The following is a 17,701-nucleotide window of genomic DNA, read 5'->3' as shown; positions in this document are numbered from 1 at the left end:
CCCCCGTCGAACGTGTAAGACTGCCGGTGTACCCACCACGCGCTGGCGGGACTCGGTGTAATTCCGAACCGGCGGTGATCCACGGCGTGACCGTGGTAAGCCCGCGACCCGGTCGGCCTCGTGCCGCCCGGTGGACCTGGTGAGAATCCGGGGCCGACGGTTGGGGGCGGGAAACCGCGCCCAGACAGTCCGGATGGGAGACAGCGCGCGGGACGGACGGGCCCTGCCCGGCCGCTGACCTCAGCGTGCCGTGTGTGCCCCCCGGGTCGGCTCCGCCGTACCCCGGACCTCCGCCGCCGCACGCCCGCGGCCCGTGCCGTTGCCTCCCGTGACCCGCCCGCGCGCCGACCGGTGAGTGAGAGGGCAGGGCAATGGGGGGCGTCTCCGTCGACGAGGCGATGCGTCGCGCGGTCGAACTCGCCGCGCGCGGTCTCGGCACGACCAGCCCCAACCCCGTGGTCGGCTGCGTGCTGCTGGACGCCGACGGCCAGGTCGTCGGCGAGGGGTTCCACGCCTACGCCGGCGGGCCGCACGCCGAGATCGTCGCGCTCGCCCAGGCGGGGGAGCGCGCCCGCGGCGGCACCGCCGTGGTCACCCTCGAACCCTGCGACCACACCGGCCGCACCGGTCCCTGCAGCACCGCGCTGGTCCAGGCCGGCGTCGCCCGGGTCGTCATCGCCGTGCCCGACCCCAATCCGGTCGCCTCCGGCGGGGCCGCCACGCTGCGCGCCGCCGGGGTCCAGGTGGACCTGGGGGTACGCGAGGCGGAGGCCGAGGCCGGCAACATCGCCTGGCTCACCTCGATGCGCCGCGGCTGGCCGTACGTGATCTGGAAGTTCGCCGCCACGCTGGACGGCCGGTCGGCGGCGGCCGACGGCACCAGCATGTGGATCACCTCCGAGGCGGCCCGGATGGACGTGCACGCGCTGCGCGGCACCGTCGACGCGGTGATCGCCGGGGTGGGCACGGTGCTCACCGACGATCCCCGGCTCACCGCCCGCAACCTGCGCGACGGCACCCTCAGCATCCGGCAGCCGCTGCGGGTGGTGGTGGACTCGGCGGGGCGTACGCCGGTCGACGCCCGGGTCCGCGACGGCGCGGCCCGGACGTGGGTCGCCACCGCCGCGGAGGTCGGCGTCGGGCCCGACGGTCGGGTCGACCTGCCGGCGCTGCTCGCCGCGCTGCACGGGCGCGGGGTCCGGGCGGCGCTGCTGGAGGGGGGGCCCACGCTGGCCGGCGCCTTCCTCGCCGCCGGCCTGGTCGACAAGATCGTCGGCTACGTCGCGCCCCGGCTGCTCGGCGCCGGCCCGACCGCCCTGGTGGACGCCGGTGTGACGACCATCGCCGAGGCGATCGACCTGGAGTACGTCGACGTTACGCAGGTCGGACCGGACCTGCGGATCACCGCGCTGCCCCGGAAGAGGGAGGGCTGACATGTTCACCGGCATCGTCGAGGAGTTGGGTGAGGTCGTCCGGATCACTCCGACGGCGGGTGACTCGGCGCTGGTCGCGGTCCGCGGCCCGCTGGTCACCTCAGACGCCCGGCACGGCGACTCGATCGCGGTCAACGGCGTCTGCCTGACCGTGGTGGACGCCGCCGACGGGGTCTTCACGGCGGACGTGATGGGGGAGACGCTGCGCCGCTCCGCGCTGGGCGCGTTGCGGGCCGGCGACCCGGTCAACCTGGAGCGGGCCGCCGCGCTCGGCAGCCGCCTCGGCGGGCACCTGGTGCAGGGCCACGTCGACGGCGTCGGCGAGGTGCTCGCCCGGGAGCCGGCCGCGCAGTGGGAGACCGTCCGGTTCCGCCTGCCCGCCGCCCTGGCCCGGTACGTGGTGGAGAAGGGCTCGATCACCGTCGACGGCGTCTCGCTGACCGTGGCCGACGTCGGCCCGGACTGGTTCGCCGTCGGGCTGATCCCGACCACGCTGAAGCTGACCACCCTCGGCGCGCGGGGCGTCGGCGACCCGGTCAACCTCGAGGTGGACGTCCTCGCCAAGTACGTCGAGCGGCTGCTCGGCGCCCGGCTGGCCGACCCCGGCCGCCCCGAGGCCGGTTCGACCGGCGGGCTTCCGGGCACGGACGTCCCGGTCGCCGGCCTGCCGGACGCCGCCGCGACGGGCGGGGCGGCCTGATGGGCCCGCTCGGGTGGCTGCTCGACGCGCAGCTCAGCATCGGCGGCTCGCCGGTGCTGGTCCGGGAGATCGTCGGCAACGGCTTCGGGCTGGCCTCGGCCCTGTTCGGCCTGCGCCGGGTGGTCTGGGCCTGGCCCGTCGGCATGATCGGCAACGCGCTGCTGTTCACCGTGTTCCTGGGCGGGGTCTTCGCCACGCCGCAGGCGCACGACCTCTACGGGCAGGCCGGCCGGCAGGTCTTCTTCTTCGCGGTCAGCCTCTACGGCTGGTGGCGCTGGTCGCGCAACCGCCGCCACGGCGGCGACGACGACCGGGCCGCCGTGGCGCCCCGCTGGGCCACCGGCCGGGAGCGGCTGGGCCTGCTGGCCGCCGCCGTCCTCGGCACCGCCGCGTTCTACCCGGTGCTCGCCGCGCTGGGCTCCTGGGGCCCGCTGCCGGACGCCTGGATCCTCACCGGCAGCCTGCTGGCCACCTACGGCATGGCCCGTGGCTGGGTGGACTTCTGGCTGGTCTGGATCGCCGTCGACGCCGTCGGCGTGCCGCTGCTGCTGCGCGGCGGCTTCTACCCCTCGGCGGCCATGTACCTCGTCTACGGCGCCTTCTGCGCCTGGGGTGTCGTCGCCTGGTGGCGCACCTCGCGGGTCGCCCGCCCGGTGCCCGCCCCGATCCCGCAGACCTACTCGGAGGCCGTGGCATGAGCGAGCGAAGCGAGCGAATCATCAGGCTCAGTGCGTTGGTGCCTCATGACGGCACGGAGCGAAGCGGAGTGCCGGCATGACCACCTTTGGGAGCATCGAGCAGGCGGTGGCGGACATCGCCGCCGGCCGGCCCGTCGTCGTGGTCGACGACGCCGACCGGGAGAACGAGGGCGACCTGATCTTCGCCGCCGAGTTGGCGACACCGGAGCTGCTCGCGTTCATGGTGCGGTGGACGTCCGGCTACATCTGCGTGCCGCTGACCGAGAGCGAGTGCGACCGGCTGGACCTTCCGCCGATGCACCACACCAACCAGGACCGGCGGGGCACCGCCTACACGGTGACCGTGGACGCCCGGGAGGGGGTCAGCACGGGCATCTCCGCCGCCGACCGGTCGCACACCATCCGGCTGCTCGCCGACCCCGGCACCGGCCCGACCGACCTGGCCCGCCCCGGGCACGTGGTGCCGCTGCGCGCCCGGGAGGGCGGCGTGCTGCGCCGGCCCGGGCACACCGAGGCCGCCGTCGACCTGACCCGGCTGGCCGGGCTGCGCCCCGCCGGTGTGCTCTGCGAGCTGGTCAACGACGACGGCACCATGATGCGGTTGCCGGACCTGGAGAAGTTCTGCGCCGAGCACGCGCTGACCCTGGTCACCATCGCCGACCTGGTCGCGTACCGGCGGCGCACCGAGAAGCAGGTCGAGCTGGTCGCCGAGGCCCGGATGCCGACCCGACACGGGGTGTTCCGGGCGCTGGGCTACCGCAGCGAGCACGACTCGGCCGAGCACGTCGCCCTGGTCATGGGCGAGATCGGCGACGGGCGGGACGTGCTGGTGCGGGTGCACTCCGAGTGCCTCACCGGCGACGTCTTCGGCTCGGTGCGCTGCGACTGCGGCCCCCAGCTCGACGCGGCCCTGGACCGGGTCGCCGGGGAGGGGCGCGGCGTGGTGCTCTACGTGCGCGGCCACGAGGGGCGCGGCATCGGCCTGCTGCACAAACTCCAGGCGTACCAGCTCCAGGACCAGGGCCGGGACACCGTGGACGCCAACCTCGACCTGGGCCTGCCGGCCGACGCCCGGGACTACGGCACCGGCGCGCAGGTCCTCTACGACATCGGGGTGCGCTCGATGCGGCTGCTCACCAACAACCCGGCCAAGCGGGCCGGCCTGGAGGGCTACGGGCTGACCGTCACCGGCCGCGAGGGGCTGCCGGTGCGGCCGCACCCGGAGAACGTGCGCTACCTGCGCACCAAGCGGGACCGGATGGGGCACCTGCTGGACGAGCTGGACGAGGTCACCGAGGCCCCGATGGGCCGGCCGGTACCCGGCGACGAGATCGGAGCGTAGACATGGCGGGTTTCGGGGAGCCGGGCGTGACGGCGGTGGACGCCGCCGGGATGACGGTCGGCGTGGTGGCCGCGCGGTGGCACGGCGAGCTGACCGACCACATGCTCGACCGGGCGGTCGCCGCCGCCGAGGCGTGCGGGGCCCGCGCGGTGACCGCCCGGGTGGCCGGCTCGGTCGAGCTGCCCGTGGTGGCCCAGGCCCTCGCGCGCCGCTGCGACGTGGTGGTCGCGCTGGGCGTGGTGGTCCGGGGCACCACCGCCCACTTCGACTACGTCTGCCGCTCGGTGACCGACGGGCTGACCCGGGTCGCGCTGGACGAGGGCAAGCCGGTGGCGCACGGCGTCCTCACCGTGGACACGATCGAGCAGGCCCGGGACCGGGCGGGGCTGCCCGGCTCGGCGGAGGACAAGGGCTGGGCGGCCACGGTCGCCGCGCTCGACGCCGCCCTCGCCATCCGCGGCATCGCCACCAGCGGCCACCGGGTCGGCTTCGGCGGCTGACCCCGCGTCCTTCCCGTCGGAAGGGCGTTGGTGGTGGTCGTGAGGGCGTCCCACCACGCTGGCAGGAATTGCGACACAGCCGCCGACGCCCGGCATGCGGCGTGAACCTGCGTCGCTGGCGGGCCGCCCCACCGGGACGGCCCGCCAGCGGACGGGCGCGTCGCCCGTCAGCGCCTCAGCGCTGCCGCCTCCGCAGGCGCACCGCGAAGGTGACCGACGCGAGCAGCGGCCACAGCATCCAGCCGTAGAGGCCGACGAGCCAGGCGGTGTCGAACACCGGCGACGGGACGACCAGCGCCAGCACGCTGCTGAAGCCGACAGCGGCGAGGACGATGCCGAGCCAGCACAGCCAGCGGGCCACGATCCGTCCCCGCAGGGCGGCGAGGGAGAACGCCCCCATCAGCAGCGACTGGGCCAGGACTGCGACCTCGCCCAGCATCTGCCCGAGGTGCGCGGCGGCGTACCAGGTCTGGACCGTGGCGTCGTCGAGCGTTTTCAGGTCGGGCAGCACCCAGAGCAGGGTGAAACCGGTGACGACGGTGTTGACCGTGGCCAGCAGGCCACCGCCGAGCAGGGTGAGGCCGCCGAGCACCGAGTTCGGCGCCGCCTGCCGCACCAGCCCGGCCAGCGCCGAGGTGAGCACGAGCAGCGCGACGATGGACAGGCCCCCGGCGAACGCGTTCAGTTGCAGGGTCGACGCGGCGCCCACGGCCCAGTCCCGGATGGCGGCCGCGTCCGTGTTGCCCACCTCCGGCGACTGCGGCGTCCAGGTGCCGAACATCGACACGAACAGGGCGAGCGCGGCGCCGGCGGCGACGCCGAGCCCGGCCCGGGCGGGCGCCGTCGGCGCGACGGGCGCGACGTCGGCATTGGCGATGCTGGTCGTGGACATGTGATCTCCAACGTGGTGAGGGTTCTTCCTGCCCGAAGACTCTGCGTCCGCCCGCGCCCCGGCCGGGACGGTCGGGCGTCCCCGTCGCGCCCGGCCGACCGCACGCCGTGGAGGGGACGAACGTCCCGCGACAGCGGGACGCGGCCGCGGCTACTGTCATCCGGCACGCCGAGAGCGAGGAGAGGTCAGTGGCCGTCAGGGGGCCGTCCCGGGTTGTCGCCGTCGCCGCGCTCGCTCTGTCGCTGGCCTGCTACGCCGCCACGGCCGTCGGCGCGGCCTTCGTGCCCGGGGTGACGCCGCCGACCGTGGCGGACCTCGTCTGGTTCACCGGCTTCCTGGCCTTCCCCCTGGTCGGCGCGGTGATCGCGGTGCACCGCCCGGCGAACGGCGTCGGCTGGCTCTTCCTCGCCGTCGGCGTGCTCCAGTTCGGCGCCGCCGTCCTGGACGGGCTCGGCCAGCATTTTCTGGCGACCTGTCCCACCTGCGCCACCGGCCCGGTGCTGGTGCTCGCGCAGAACGCGCTGTTCGCCGTCGCCTGGGTCTGCGCCACCACGTACCCGCTGCTGCTCTTCCCGGACGGCCGTCCGCCGTCCCCCCGCTGGCGGTGGATCCTCCCGGCCACCACGGTGACGCTGGCCGTGCTGGTCGCCTCGGTCGTCGTCACCCCGGGGCGGGTCGCGGCGGACGACCTGGCGGTCAACCCGTTCGGCGTACCCGCGCTGGCGGGGCTCGCGCCGCTCGCCACCACCGTGACGTTGTTCGCGCTGCTGGCCCTGACGGTGGCCGCGATGGCGTCGTTCGTCGTCCGCTGGCGCCGGGCGGGCGGCCCGGACCGGCGGCGCCTCGCCTGGCTGGCGCTCGCCGCCCTGGTCTTCATCGGCACGACCCTGGTCGGCCTGCTCACCGACCAGTGGACGCCGCCGTGGGTGGGCGCCCTGCTGGAGGGCGTGGGCGTCGCGGCGCTTCCGCTGGCCACCGGGATGGCCATCCTCCGCGCCGACCTGTTCGACATCGCGGCGGTGCTCGACCGCTCGATCACCTACGCGGCCCTGTCCGCCGTCGTCGTCGTCACCTATCTGGGCTCCCTCGCCGCATCGTCCGCACTGCTCGCCCCCGACCGGAGCCGGGGCGCGTCGCTGGTGGCCACGGCCGCGGTCGCCGTCTCGCTCAACCCGGTCAAGGACCGCCTGCTGCGGGGCGTCGACCGGCTGCTCTTCGGCGACCGGGACCGGCCCTACGAGGTCGTCACCGGCCTCGCCGAGCGGCTGTCGCGGACCGTGGCGCTGGAGGAGCTGCTGCACACGGTGACCGAGACGCTGACGAGCATGCTGCGCGTGCCGTACGCCCGGGTGGTCACCGGCGAGGTGGTCGACCCGCCGGCGGACGCGTACCCGTTCCCGTTGGTCAGCAACGGCCGGCAGGAGGGCACCCTGCTGGTCGGGCGGCGCGGCGGCAGCGCCCCCTTCGAGCCCCGCGAGCTGGACCTGCTCGCCGATCTCGCCGGCCAGATCGCCATGGCAGTGCGGGCCGCCCGGCTGGAGGAGGACCTGCGGGAGTCGCGGGAGCGCATCGTGCGGGCGCGGGAGGAGGAGCGGCGGCGGGTGCGGCGGGACCTGCACGACGGGCTCGGGCCCCTGCTCGCGGCGGCCAGCCTCCAGATCGACGTGCTCGCCGAACGGGTCGCCGACGATCCCCGGGCACACCCGCTGGCGACGAAGATCAAGGGTGTGATCAGCCAGTCCGTCTCCGACGTGCGGGAGGTCGTGCACGGGCTGCGGCCGCCGTCTCTCGACGATCTCGGCCTGCCGGGCGTGGTCCGCGAGCACGCCGCCGCACTGCGCGCCGCCGGGCTGGACGTCGAGGTGGACTGCCGGGAGGACCTGCGCGTCACCAGTGCGGCCGTGGAGGTCGCCGCCTACCGCATCGTCACCGAGGCGATGACCAACGTCGTACGGCACGCCCGCGCCAGCCGGTGCCGGGTCGCCATGAGCCTGGAGGATGGCCGGCTGCGGCTGGAGGTCACCGACGACGGGTGCGGGCTGCTCGTGCCGCACCGGGACGGCGTCGGCCTGTCCTCGATGCGGGAACGAGCCGACGAGCTGGGCGGCACGGTCACCGTCGGCCCTCGGCCCGGCGGGGGTACGAGGGTCCGCGCCGAACTGCCGGTGCCCGCCGCGGCGGGAAGGAGCTGACGATGCCGGATCCGGTGCGGGTGCTGCTGGTGGACGACCACCCCATCTTCCTGGACGGGCTGCGTACGGCGCTCGACGGCGTACCCGGGATCGAGATCGTCGGCACCGCCACCGACGGCGAGGCGGCCCTCGTCGCGGCCGAACGGCTGCGGCCGGACGTCGTGCTGATGGACCTCGCCATGCCGGGCATCGGCGGCGTCGAGGCCACCCGGCGGATCACGGCCCGGGGCGATGTCGCCGTGCTCGTGCTGACCATGCACGCCGACGACGACTCGGTGTACGCCGCCATTCGCGCCGGTGCCGCCGGGTACCTGCTCAAGGGCGCCGCGCGCGGCGACGTGACGCGGGCCGTGTCCGCCGTCGCGGCCGGCGAGGCGGTCTTCGGCACCGAGATCGCCCAGCGGGTCCTGCGCCACTTCGCCGAGGGGCCCCGGTCGCCGCAGAACCGGCCGTTTCCCGAACTCACCCCGCGGGAGGTGCAGATCCTCGACCTGGTGGCCCAGGGGCTCGGCAACCAGGTGATCGCCCGCAAGCTGTCCGTCGCGCCGAAGACGGTCCGCAACAGCGTGTCGACCATCCTCGGCAAGCTGCACGCCGTCGACCGCAGCGAGGCGGTCGCCCGCGCCCGGGCGGCCGGGCTGGGACGGCCGCCAGCGCCGCCGGCGAAATGAGGCGCGACCCGCCCGGCGTGTTCGCCGGACGGGCCTGCGACAATGGCACGTCGTGAAGACGTTCGAGGAGTTGTTCGCCGAGCTGCAGGCCAAGGCCGCCGCCGGCACCCCTGGCTCGGGCACGGTCGCCGCGCTCGAGAAGGGCGTGCACTTCATCGGCAAGAAGGTCGTCGAGGAGGCGGCCGAGTCGTGGATGGCCGCCGAGCACGAGGGGCCGGAACGGACCGCCGAGGAGATCTCCCAGCTGCTCTACCAGGTCCAGGTGCTGATGCTCGCCAGCGGCCTCGACCTGAAGGACGTCTACCGACATCTGTGAGTGCGCCCCGCCGTTGATCAGATCCGATCGAAGGAGCACTCCGTCATGCTGCGTGTCGCCGTACCCAACAAGGGCGCCCTGGCCGAGAAGGCCGCCCAGATGCTGCGCGAGGCGGGCTACCGCCAGCGCACCGACCCCAAGGACCTCGTCTGCCGGGACGAGGCCAACGACATCGAGTTCTTCTACCTGCGGCCCAAGGACATCGCCACCTACGTCGGCTCCGGGGACCTCGACGTCGGGATCACCGGCCGCGACCTGCTGATCGACTCCGGCGCGCCGGCCGAGGAGGTGGTGGACCTCGACTTCGGCCGGGCCACCTTCCGCTTCGCCGCCCGCCCCGAGGACGTCGACGACGTACGGGAGCTGGGCGGGCACCGCATCGCCACCGCGTACCCGGGGCTGGTCGAGCGGCACCTGGCCGAGCTGGGCGTGAAGGCCGACGTGATCCGCCTGGACGGGGCCGTGGAGAACGCCATCCGGCTCGGCGTCGCCGACGTGGTCGCCGACGTGGTGGAGACCGGCACCACGCTGCGCCAGGCCGGCCTGGTGGTCTTCGGCGAGCCGTTGCTGCGCTCCTCGGCGGTGCTCGTCCGCCGCGCCGGCGCGCCGGCGCACCCGCAGTCGGAGCAGCTGCTGCGCCGCCTGCACGGCGTCCTGGTGGCCCGCCGCTACGTGATGCTCGCGTACGACGTGCCGGCCGGCCTGCTGGATCGGGCCAGCTCGCTGACCCCGGGCATCGAGTCGCCGACCGTCTCCCCGCTGCACCGCGAGGGCTGGGTGGCCGTGCAGGCGATGGTGCTCAGCGACGACGTGCACCGGATCATGGACGAGCTCTACGAGCTCGGCGCCCGCGCGATCCTCGTCACCAACATCCACGCCTGCCGGCTGTGAGCGGCCCGCCCGCGGCGGCGGGTAACCCGGCCCGGCCGGTGCCGCGCGTCCTGCCGCCGTGGGCGGCCATGGTCGTGGTCACCCTCGCCGGGTTCGCCTCGGCGGCGCAGGGCGCGGCCAACGCCGAGCTGGGCGAGCGGGCCGGCAACGCCACCCTGGGCGCGGTGGTCAACAACCTCGGCGGGACGCTGCTGATCGGCGTCGGGGTGCTGGCCCTGCCCTCGGCACGCGCCGGCCTGGTCGCGCTGCGCCGGGCCCGGCTGCCCTGGTGGGCGTACCTTGGCGGGCTCGGCGGGGCGGCCATCGTGCTGCTCGGCGCGTACATCGTCCCGGTGCTCGGGGTGGCGGTCTTCACCATCGCGCAGGTGGCCGGTGGCAGCCTCGGCGGGCTGGCCGTGGACCGGGCGGGGCTGGCGCCGGTCGGGCGGCTGGCGCTCACCCCGGCGCGGGTGGCCGGCGCCGTGCTGGGCGTGGCCGCCGTGGCGCTGGCCCAGCTCGGCCGGCCCGTCGGCGACCTCGCCCTGGGGCTGGTGCTGCTGGCCGTGGCCGGCGGGGTGGCCGTCGCACTCCAGTCCGCGCTGAACGCGCGGGTCTCCGCCGCCGGCTCGGCCACCGCCGGCGTGGCGGTCAACTTCGCCACCGCCACGCCGGTGGTGCTGCTCGTCGCGGCGCTGGCCGGAGCCCTGGCCGGCCCGGCCCCGACCTGGCCGGACGCCTGGTACCTCTACACGGGCGGCCTGCTCGGCGTGGTCATCGTGGCGAGCCTGGTGGTCGGGGTGCCCGCGATCGGGGTGCTGCGTACCGGCCTGGCGTTGGTCGCCGGGCAACTGGGCGGCGCCCTGCTGCTGGACGCGTTGGTGCCGGGCGGGCCGGGCGTGCGGCTGCCGGTGTTCGCCGGCGCGCTGCTGACCCTGCTGGCCGCGCTGATCGCCGGTCGGGGCTCCACCCGCCCGCGTACCCGCGCCGCGGTGCCGTCCGCCCGTGTGGCGGCGGACGAGCGGCCCGGAGCGGGTGGCAGACTGGTGGGGTGAGTGAAACCGAGACGATCCGCCTCCGCCCGCGCCGCATCCGGGTGGTCTGCTGGGCCTCGGCGGCCGTGCTCCTCGTGGTGTTCAGTCTGGTCGCCACCTCGCTGAGCGGGGCAACCGGCAACGGCTACGGCAGCTTCCAGCGGGGCGACCAGATCGCGATGGTCGGTCTCGGCGTGTTCGGCGCCCTCGGCTTCCTGCTCTTCACCCGGCCCCGGGTGGAGGCGGACGGGCGCGGTGTGCGCGTGCGCAACGTCCTCGGCTCGTACGAGCTGCCGTGGGAGGTCGTCCGCGGGGTCCGCTTCGACCGGGGCGCGCCCTGGGCGAGCCTGGAGCTGCACGACGACGACCTCCTGCCGATGGTCGCCCTGCAGGCCGCCGACAAGGAGCTGGCCGTCGAGGGGGTCCGCGCGCTGCGCCGGTTGCACCAGGCGCACCAGGCCCGCCTCGCCGAGGGCGCGACCGGCCGCTGAGCGGCCGCGCCGAGGACGCGACCGGCCACTGAGCCGCCGCGCCGGCGAGGCCGGTGGCCCGGCCCGGCCCCGGGGTGCCCGGTTTGGGGGCGCTCGGGCGAGGGTGTAGTGTTGTCGAGTCGACCAGGCTGTCTCCGCGTGCGAGCAAGTCGCCCGTGACCGGACAGCCATGAAAGAGGAGCGCCTGCTCCCACCCGAGTCGCCGCCACGGTGGCCGGGTCCGGTCACCGGTTCCGGGCACGTCCCGGCGCCGGATGCGCGATCATGTGATTGTGCCGACCGGTCGAGCGGGCCCTGGCATGCGCCGGGGCCTTCTGCTTTCCGGTTGGCTCCCACCCGGGGAGCCGCGGGGTCGGCCACGCAGGAGACTTTGACTCGAGGAGGCCCCATCAGCGTCGAACCACGCGTGAACGAGCAGATCCGGGCACGTGAGGTCCGACTGGTCGGCCCCGAGGGTGAGCAGGTGGGCATCGTCCCGCTGGAGCGCGCCCTTCAGCTGGCCGCGGACGTAGACCTGGACCTGGTCGAGGTTGCGCCGATGGCGCGCCCTCCGGTGTGCAAGCTCATGGACTTCGGCAAGTTCAAGTACGAGAGCGCACTGAAGGCGCGCGAAGCGCGGCGTAACCAGCAGCAGACCGTCATCAAGGAGATGAAGCTCCGGCCGAAGATCGACCCGCACGACTACGAGACCAAGAAGGGTCACGTGGTGCGGTTCCTCAAGGCCGGCGACAAGGTCAAGGTGACGATCATGTTCCGCGGTCGCGAGCAGAGCCGCCCGGAGCTGGGTTACCGGCTCCTGCGCCGGCTCGAGTCGGAGATCTCGGAGCTGGGGTACGTCGAGGCCGCGCCGAAGCAGGACGGCCGAAACATGATCATGGTGCTCGCGCCGCACCGCGCCACCAAGGCGGCCGCCACGGCCGCCCGCGGCGGCGCGCTACCGCGGGGCGAGCGGGAGTCCGGCGCCGCCGAGGCGCCGACGGCCGAGGCGGCCGGACCCGCCGGGACGACCGGCGAGTAACAGGGGAGAGACGTTCCACATGCCGAAGATGAAGAGCCACACGGGGATGGGCAAGCGGGTCAAGGTGACCGGCAAGGGCAAGATCGTTGCCCAGCAGGCCGGCCTCCGGCACAACCTGGAGAAGAAGCCCTCCACCCAGACCCGTCGGCTGACCGGCACCGTCGTGCTGGCCAAGGCCGATGTCAAGCGCATCAAGAAGCTGCTCGGCCGCTGACGCGCGCCACCTGACGTAAGAAGGAGTTGAGATGGCACGCGTCAAGCGGGCTGTGAACGCCCAGAAGAAGCGCCGTACCCTGCTGGAGACCGCGAGCGGCTACCGCGGTCAGCGCTCCCGCCTCTACCGCAAGGCCAAGGAGCAGGTGCTGCACTCGATGCAGTACGCCTACCGGGACCGTCGCGACCGCAAGGGCGACTTCCGGCAGCTGTGGATCCAGCGGATCAACGCGGGCGCCCGCGCCAACGGGATGACCTACAACCGCCTGATCCAGGGCCTGCGCCTGGCCGGCATCGAGGTCGACCGCAAGATCCTGGCCGACCTGGCCGTCAACGACGCCGCCGCGTTCGCGGCGATCGTCGAGCTGGCCCGGGCCGCGGTCACGGCCGAGGGCACCGGCGGCGCGGCGGCCCAGGCCGCCTGATCCCCGCGCACCAGCAGATCGAGGCGTCTCCCATGCAGTCACCATCGCGCGGGAGACGCCTCGACGCCGTCTCCGGCCCCTTCACCCCGCGTACCCCCAGGGTGGTCGCCGCCCGCCGGCTCCAGCGCCGCCGGGACCGCGAGGCCACCGGCCGGTTCCTCGCCGAGGGGCCGCAGGCGGTCCGCGAGGCCCTGGCCCGCCCGGGGGTGGTCACCGAACTCTTCGGTACGCCCGCCGCCCTGGACCGGCACGCCGACCTGGCCGCCGACGCCGCCCGCGCCGACGTGCCGGTCTCCGAGGTGACCGACGAGGCCCTGGCCGCCCTCGCCGAGACCGTCGCCCCGCAGGGCCTGGTCGCCGTCTGCCGGCACCTCGACGTGCCCCTGGAGCGGGCCCTGGCCGGCGGGCCCCGCCTCGTCGCGGTGCTCGCCGAGATCCGCGACCCGGGCAACGCCGGCACCGTGCTGCGCACCGCCGACGCCGCCGGGGCCGGCGCGGTCGTCCTCGCCGGCGACGTTGTCGACCCGTACAACGGCAAGTGCGTCCGGGCCTCGGCCGGCAGCCTCTTCCACGTCGACGTGGTCCGCGCGCCCGACCCGCTGGACGTGGTCGCCGCGCTGCGCGCCGCCGGCCTCACCGTGCTTGCCACCACCGGCTACGGCGAGGACGACCTCGACGACCTCGCCGACGCCGGCCGGCTCGCCGCCCCCACCGCCTGGCTGTTCGGCTCCGAGGCGCACGGCCTGCCGGAGGCGCTCACCGCCGCCGCCGACGCCCGCGTCCGGGTGCCGCTGCACGGGCGCGCCGAGAGCCTGAACCTGGCTGCGGCCGCCGCCGTCTGCCTGTACGCTTCAGCGAGAGCGCAGCGGTGACCGGGCACCGGTCCCGCGAGGCACCCAGCAGAGGAGAGCATTCGCCCGTGAACGCGCCACGGCGTTCGTTTAGCCAGCCCGCCGGTGTCGGCGGGCGGCGGGCCTGACCTGCTTTCCGCGCAACTCCCACCGGCGGGCTGCGGCACAGCCGCGCGTCCGTAGACTCGCTTCGCCGCCCCGTGAGGGCTGGCGCCGCCGTGAGGGAGTGCCCGTACGCCATGAGCTACCGCAACGATCCGTACGACCCGAAGCAGGTCGCCCTGCTCGACCCGGCCGCCCTGGCCGAGGCCGTCGCCGCCGCCGAGAAGGCGTTCGCCGAGGCCGGTGACCCGGACGCGCTGACCGCGCTGCGCCCGGCGCACCTCGGCGACCGGTCCCCGGTGTCGCTGGCCCGCCGGGAGATCGGCGCGCTGCCGCCGGCCGCGAAGTCCGACGCCGGCAAGCGGGTCAACGAGGCCCGCCGCGCCGTCGAGGCCGCCTACGCCGCCCGCCAGGAGGTCCTGGAGCGGGAGCAGGCGGAACGGGTGCTGGTGGAGGAGCGCGTCGACGTGACGCTGCCCCACGACCGGCGGCCCCGGGGCGCCCGGCACCCGATCAGCACCCTGATGGAGCAGATCAGCGACCTGTTCGTCGGGATGGGCTACGAGGTGGCCGAGGGGCCCGAGGTCGAGCTGGAGTGGACCAACTTCGACGCGCTCAACATCCCGGCCGACCACCCGGCCCGTGGCCTGATGGACACCTTCCACATCGCACCCGCCGACGGCTCCGCCGGGACGGCCGGCGAGCCGGCGGGTTCCGGCCTCGTCCTGCGCACCCACACCTCGCCGGTGCAGGCGCGCACCATGCTGACCCGCCAGCCGCCGATCTACGTGATCGTGCCGGGGCGGGTCTACCGCACCGACGAGCTGGACGCCACCCACGCCCCGGTCTTCCACCAGGTGGAGGGCCTGGTGGTGGACAAGGGCATCACCATGGCGCACCTGCGCGGCACCCTGGACCACTTCGCCCGGGCGATGTTCGGCGAGGGCGCGAAGACCCGCTTCCGGCCGCACTACTTCCCGTTCACGGAGCCGTCGGCGGAGTTCGACGTCTGGTTCCCGGAGCACCGCGACGGCCCGCGCTGGGTCGAGTGGGGCGGCTGCGGGATGGTCAACCCGCGGGTGCTGCGCGCCTGCGGCATCGACCCCGAGGTCTACTCGGGATTCGCGTTCGGCATGGGCATCGACCGGACCGTGATGTTCCGGCACGGGGTCAGCGACATGCGGGACATGGCCGAGGGCGACGTGCGGTTCACCCGCGCGTTCGGGGTCGGGGCGTAGGCGATGCGGGTACGAGTTACGGAGACGGTGGTCTGAGTCATGCGAGTTTCTGTCAGTTGGCTGCGGGAGTACGTCGACCTCCCCGCCGACCTGCCCGCCGGCGACCTGGAGCAGGCCCTGGTCGGCCTCGGCATCGAGGTCGAGTCCGTCGTGGACCTGCGGGAGACCGTCACCGGTCAGCTGGTGGTCGGTGAGGTCCGGGAGATCGAGGAGCTGACCGGCTTCAAGAAGCCGATCCGGTTCTGCCGGGTCGACGTCGGGGACGCCAACGGCACCGGCGAGCCGCAGGAGATCGTCTGCGGGGCGCGCAACTTCGCCCCGGGCGACCGGGTCGTGGTCATCCTGCCCGGCGGCGTGCTGCCCGGCGGCTTCGCCATCGGCGCGCGCAAGACCTACGGGCGCAACTCCAACGGCATGATCTGCTCCGCCAAGGAGCTGGGCCTCGGCGACGACCACTCGGGCATCATCGTGCTGCCCGAGGACACCCCGGCCAAGCCGGGCGACGACGCGCGGCCGGTCGTCGGGCTCGACGACGTCGTGGTCGAGCTGGAGATCACCCCCGACCGGGGGTACGCGATGAGCCTGCGCGGCCTCGCCCGCGAGCTGTCGCACACCCTCGGCGTGCCGTTCCGCGACCCGGGCCTGGCGCCCGCGCCCGGCGGCACGGAGGCCCCGGCGTACCCGGTCGAGGTGCGGGACACGGTCGGCTGCGACCGGTTCGCCGCCCGCCTCGTGCGCGGCGTCGACCCGACGGCGGCCACCCCCGGCTGGATGCAGCGGCGGCTCACCGTCGCCGGCATCCGCAGCATCTCGCTGCCGGTCGACATCACCAACTACGTGATGCTGGAACTCGGCCAGCCGATGCACGCCTTCGACGCCGACCGGATCGCCGGGCCGCTGGTGGTGCGCCGCGCCGAGCCGGGGGAGAAGCTGACCACGCTGGACGGGGTGACCCGCGCGCTCGCGCCCGAGGACATGGTGATCTGCGACGACACCGGCCCGATCTCGCTCGCCGCCGTGATGGGCGGCGAGACCAGCGAGGTCGTCGCGGGGACCACGGACGTGCTCTTCGAGGCCGCCCACTGGGACCCGGTGATGGTGGGGCGCACCGCCCGCCGGCACCGGCTGTTCAGCGAGGCGGCGAAGCGGTGGGAGCGGGGCGTCGACCCGGCCCTGCCGCTGGTCGCCATCGCGCGGGCGGTCCGGCTGCTCACCGAGCACGCCGGCGGCACGGCCGGGGACGAGATCCTCGACATCGACCACGTCCGGCCGCGTACCCCGGTGGTCCTGCCGGTCGACCTGCCGACCCGGCGGATCGGCGTGACCTACCCGCCGGCGCGGGTGGTGGCCCTGCTGGAGCAGGTGGGCTGCACGGTCGCCCACGGCGCCGACCGGCTCGGCGAGGACCCGGGCGAGGTCGGCGTCGCCGCCGGCGACGGCGCGGCGCTCACCGTCACCCCGCCGACCTGGCGGCCCGACCTGACCGACCCGGCGGACCTGGTCGAGGAGGTGGTCCGCCTCGACGGGTACGACCGGGTGCCGTCGGTGCTGCCGACGGCGCCGCCCGGCCGCGGCCTGACCTGGCAGCAGCGTCGCCGCCGGGCCGTGGCCCGGTCGCTCGCCGAGCGCGGGTACGTGGAGGTGCTGGCGCACCCGTTCGTCGCCCCGGAGCTGGCCGACCAGCTCGGCCTGCCCGAGGGCGACCCGCGCCGGCAGGCGGTACGGCTGGCCAACCCGCTGTCGGAGGAGGAGCCGCTGCTGCGCACCACGCTGCTCGGCCCGCTGCTCGGCATCGTGAAGCGCAATCTCGGCCGGGGCCAGCGCGACCTCGCCCTGTACGAGATCGGCGCGGTCTTCCACCCGCGCCCCGGCGCCGGCCGCCCGCCGGCGATGGGCGTGGACCGGCGACCCAGCGACGAGGAGTTCGCCGCCGCCGACGCGGTGGTGCCCGACCAGCCCCGGCACGTCGCCGTCGTGCTGACCGGCGACGTCGAGCCGGCCGGCTGGTGGGGCGCGGGCCGCCCGGCCGGCTGGGCGGACGCCGTGGAGGCCGGCCGGGACGTGCTCGCCGCCGCCGACATTCCCGCGCACCGGATCGAGGTCCGGGCCGCCGAGTACGCGCCGTGGCACCCCGGCCGCTGCGCGGAGCTGCTGGTCGACGGCACGGTGGTCGGGCACGCCGGCGAGCTGCACCCGGCGGTCCTGGCGGCGCTGGAGCTGCCCCGGCGGACCAGCGCCCTGGAGCTGGACCTGGACGCGCTGCCGGCGGCCCCGGTGGCGTCCGGGCCGGCCGTCTCGGGTTTCCCGCCGGCGTTGATCGACGTGGCGCTGGTGGTCGACGAGTCGGTCCCGGCGGCGCAGGTGCAGCGCGCCCTGGTCGAGGGCGCCGGCGAGTTGCTGGAGGGGGTGCGCCTGTTCGACGTGTACGCCTCCGAGCAGCTCGGGGCGGGCCGGAAGTCGCTGGCGTACAAGCTCACCTTCCGGGCCCCCGACCGGACGCTGACCGTGGAGGAGGCGGTGGCCGCGCGGGACGCGGCGGTCGCCCGGGCCGCGGAACGCTTCGGCGCCACCCTGCGCGGCGCCTGACGCCTGCACGTCGACGGCCCCCGTCCGGTTTCGCCGGGCGGGGGCCGTTTCCGTTGTCCGGCTCCGTCCCGACCCCCCGCGCCCGGACGCGACGCTCATCATGTGCATACAGAAGTCTGCATGAACTTGCAG

18 protein-coding genes and 1 riboswitch are annotated in these 17,701 nt (G+C 75.0%); of the genes, 17 read left to right on the top strand and 1 reads right to left on the bottom strand.

Features of this window, described 5'->3' with window-relative positions:
• Positions 1 to 37: 37 nt before the first annotated feature.
• Positions 38 to 209, top strand: a riboswitch (FMN riboswitch).
• A 162-nt stretch (positions 210 to 371) separates the two neighbouring features.
• From ribD to ribH, 5 genes are all read left to right on the top strand, one after another.
• Positions 372 to 1,433, top strand: a complete 1,062-nt coding sequence (gene ribD / locus ABT006_RS21515) for a bifunctional diaminohydroxyphosphoribosylaminopyrimidine deaminase/5-amino-6-(5-phosphoribosylamino)uracil reductase RibD (RefSeq protein ID WP_350708923.1) — start codon at positions 372 to 374, stop codon at positions 1,431 to 1,433.
• A 1-nt stretch (position 1,434) separates the two neighbouring features.
• Complete coding sequence (locus tag ABT006_RS21510; RefSeq protein WP_350708921.1) at positions 1,435 to 2,133, top strand: riboflavin synthase; 699 nt, start codon at positions 1,435 to 1,437, stop codon at positions 2,131 to 2,133.
• Positions 2,133 to 2,831 (top strand): nicotinamide riboside transporter PnuC, encoded by a 699-nt coding sequence (gene pnuC, locus ABT006_RS21505; RefSeq protein WP_350708919.1) that lies wholly within the window; start codon positions 2,133 to 2,135, stop codon positions 2,829 to 2,831. Before ABT006_RS21510 ends, pnuC begins: the two co-directional genes overlap by 1 nt.
• A 76-nt stretch (positions 2,832 to 2,907) precedes the next feature.
• A complete protein-coding gene (locus ABT006_RS21500; protein WP_350708917.1) occupies positions 2,908 to 4,173 on the top strand; it encodes a bifunctional 3,4-dihydroxy-2-butanone-4-phosphate synthase/GTP cyclohydrolase II in 1,266 nt (421 codons plus the stop codon).
• A gap of 2 nt (positions 4,174 to 4,175) precedes the next feature.
• A complete protein-coding gene (gene ribH / locus ABT006_RS21495) occupies positions 4,176 to 4,673 on the top strand; it encodes a 6,7-dimethyl-8-ribityllumazine synthase (protein ID WP_350708915.1) in 498 nt (165 codons plus the stop codon).
• A gap of 175 nt (positions 4,674 to 4,848) precedes the next feature.
• Here the strand turns inward: ribH and ABT006_RS21490 are convergent, their stop codons facing one another.
• Positions 4,849 to 5,565, bottom strand: a complete 717-nt coding sequence (locus ABT006_RS21490) for a hypothetical protein (protein ID WP_350708913.1) — start codon at positions 5,563 to 5,565, stop codon at positions 4,849 to 4,851.
• Positions 5,566 to 5,753: 188 nt separating this feature from the next.
• On the opposite strand from ABT006_RS21490, the gene ABT006_RS21485 reads away from it, so the two are divergent.
• From ABT006_RS21485 to pheT, 12 genes are all read left to right on the top strand, one after another.
• On the top strand, positions 5,754 to 7,757 hold the full coding sequence (locus ABT006_RS21485; protein ID WP_350708911.1) for a sensor histidine kinase: 2,004 nt from the start codon (positions 5,754 to 5,756) through the stop codon (positions 7,755 to 7,757).
• A gap of 2 nt (positions 7,758 to 7,759) precedes the next feature.
• Positions 7,760 to 8,428, top strand: coding sequence for a response regulator (locus ABT006_RS21480; protein ID WP_350708909.1), 669 nt, complete (start codon positions 7,760 to 7,762; stop codon positions 8,426 to 8,428).
• Between the two features lie 52 nt (positions 8,429 to 8,480).
• On the top strand, positions 8,481 to 8,744 hold the full coding sequence (locus ABT006_RS21475) for a phosphoribosyl-ATP diphosphatase (RefSeq protein WP_088947482.1): 264 nt from the start codon (positions 8,481 to 8,483) through the stop codon (positions 8,742 to 8,744).
• Between the two features lie 45 nt (positions 8,745 to 8,789).
• Positions 8,790 to 9,635, top strand: a complete 846-nt coding sequence (gene hisG / locus ABT006_RS21470; RefSeq protein WP_350708907.1) for an ATP phosphoribosyltransferase — start codon at positions 8,790 to 8,792, stop codon at positions 9,633 to 9,635.
• On the top strand, positions 9,632 to 10,666 hold the full coding sequence (locus tag ABT006_RS21465; protein ID WP_350708905.1) for a DMT family transporter: 1,035 nt from the start codon (positions 9,632 to 9,634) through the stop codon (positions 10,664 to 10,666). Before hisG ends, ABT006_RS21465 begins: the two co-directional genes overlap by 4 nt.
• Complete coding sequence (locus ABT006_RS21460) at positions 10,663 to 11,136, top strand: PH domain-containing protein (RefSeq protein ID WP_350708904.1); 474 nt, start codon at positions 10,663 to 10,665, stop codon at positions 11,134 to 11,136. The genes ABT006_RS21465 and ABT006_RS21460 overlap by 4 nt, the downstream gene beginning before the upstream one ends.
• Positions 11,137 to 11,542: 406 nt before the next feature.
• On the top strand, positions 11,543 to 12,154 hold the full coding sequence (infC, locus tag ABT006_RS21455; protein ID WP_350681763.1) for a translation initiation factor IF-3: 612 nt from the start codon (positions 11,543 to 11,545) through the stop codon (positions 12,152 to 12,154).
• Between the two features lie 19 nt (positions 12,155 to 12,173).
• A complete protein-coding gene (rpmI, locus tag ABT006_RS21450) occupies positions 12,174 to 12,368 on the top strand; it encodes a 50S ribosomal protein L35 (RefSeq protein WP_007458415.1) in 195 nt (64 codons plus the stop codon).
• A gap of 31 nt (positions 12,369 to 12,399) precedes the next feature.
• Complete coding sequence (rplT, locus tag ABT006_RS21445; RefSeq protein ID WP_184184750.1) at positions 12,400 to 12,792, top strand: 50S ribosomal protein L20; 393 nt, start codon at positions 12,400 to 12,402, stop codon at positions 12,790 to 12,792.
• Between the two features lie 32 nt (positions 12,793 to 12,824).
• Positions 12,825 to 13,664, top strand: a complete 840-nt coding sequence (locus ABT006_RS21440; RefSeq protein ID WP_350708902.1) for a TrmH family RNA methyltransferase — start codon at positions 12,825 to 12,827, stop codon at positions 13,662 to 13,664.
• A gap of 218 nt (positions 13,665 to 13,882) precedes the next feature.
• A complete protein-coding gene (pheS, locus tag ABT006_RS21435; protein ID WP_350708900.1) occupies positions 13,883 to 14,983 on the top strand; it encodes a phenylalanine--tRNA ligase subunit alpha in 1,101 nt (366 codons plus the stop codon).
• A gap of 39 nt (positions 14,984 to 15,022) precedes the next feature.
• Positions 15,023 to 17,569: a phenylalanine--tRNA ligase subunit beta gene (gene pheT / locus ABT006_RS21430; RefSeq protein WP_350708891.1), complete on the top strand. Its 2,547-nt coding sequence runs from the start codon at positions 15,023 to 15,025 to the stop codon at positions 17,567 to 17,569.
• Positions 17,570 to 17,701 lie beyond the last annotated feature (132 nt).

The sequence above is a fragment of the Micromonospora sp. NPDC002717 genome (assembly GCF_040295705.1).
Lineage (GTDB): Bacteria > Actinomycetota > Actinomycetes > Mycobacteriales > Micromonosporaceae > Micromonospora.
This window is presented reverse-complemented; position numbering and strand designations above follow the sequence as displayed.

What these genes read in the sequence shown, in the direction of transcription:
- ribD (WP_350708923.1), top strand. Translation starts at nt 372, where the DNA reads ATGGGGGGCGTCTCCGTCGACGAGGCGATGCGTCGCGCGGTCGAACTC.
- ABT006_RS21510 (WP_350708921.1), top strand. Translation starts at nt 1,435, where the DNA reads ATGTTCACCGGCATCGTCGAGGAGTTGGGTGAGGTCGTCCGGATCACT.
- pnuC (WP_350708919.1), top strand. Translation starts at nt 2,133, where the DNA reads ATGGGCCCGCTCGGGTGGCTGCTCGACGCGCAGCTCAGCATCGGCGGC.
- ABT006_RS21500 (WP_350708917.1), top strand. Translation starts at nt 2,908, where the DNA reads ATGACCACCTTTGGGAGCATCGAGCAGGCGGTGGCGGACATCGCCGCC.
- ribH (WP_350708915.1), top strand. Translation starts at nt 4,176, where the DNA reads ATGGCGGGTTTCGGGGAGCCGGGCGTGACGGCGGTGGACGCCGCCGGG.
- ABT006_RS21490 (WP_350708913.1), bottom strand. Translation starts at nt 5,565, where the DNA reads ATGTCCACGACCAGCATCGCCAATGCCGACGTCGCGCCCGTCGCGCCG.
- ABT006_RS21480 (WP_350708909.1), top strand. Translation starts at nt 7,760, where the DNA reads ATGCCGGATCCGGTGCGGGTGCTGCTGGTGGACGACCACCCCATCTTC.
- hisG (WP_350708907.1), top strand. Translation starts at nt 8,790, where the DNA reads ATGCTGCGTGTCGCCGTACCCAACAAGGGCGCCCTGGCCGAGAAGGCC.
- rpmI (WP_007458415.1), top strand. Translation starts at nt 12,174, where the DNA reads ATGCCGAAGATGAAGAGCCACACGGGGATGGGCAAGCGGGTCAAGGTG.
- rplT (WP_184184750.1), top strand. Translation starts at nt 12,400, where the DNA reads ATGGCACGCGTCAAGCGGGCTGTGAACGCCCAGAAGAAGCGCCGTACC.
- ABT006_RS21440 (WP_350708902.1), top strand. Translation starts at nt 12,825, where the DNA reads ATGCAGTCACCATCGCGCGGGAGACGCCTCGACGCCGTCTCCGGCCCC.
- pheS (WP_350708900.1), top strand. Translation starts at nt 13,883, where the DNA reads ATGAGCTACCGCAACGATCCGTACGACCCGAAGCAGGTCGCCCTGCTC.
- pheT (WP_350708891.1), top strand. Translation starts at nt 15,023, where the DNA reads ATGCGAGTTTCTGTCAGTTGGCTGCGGGAGTACGTCGACCTCCCCGCC.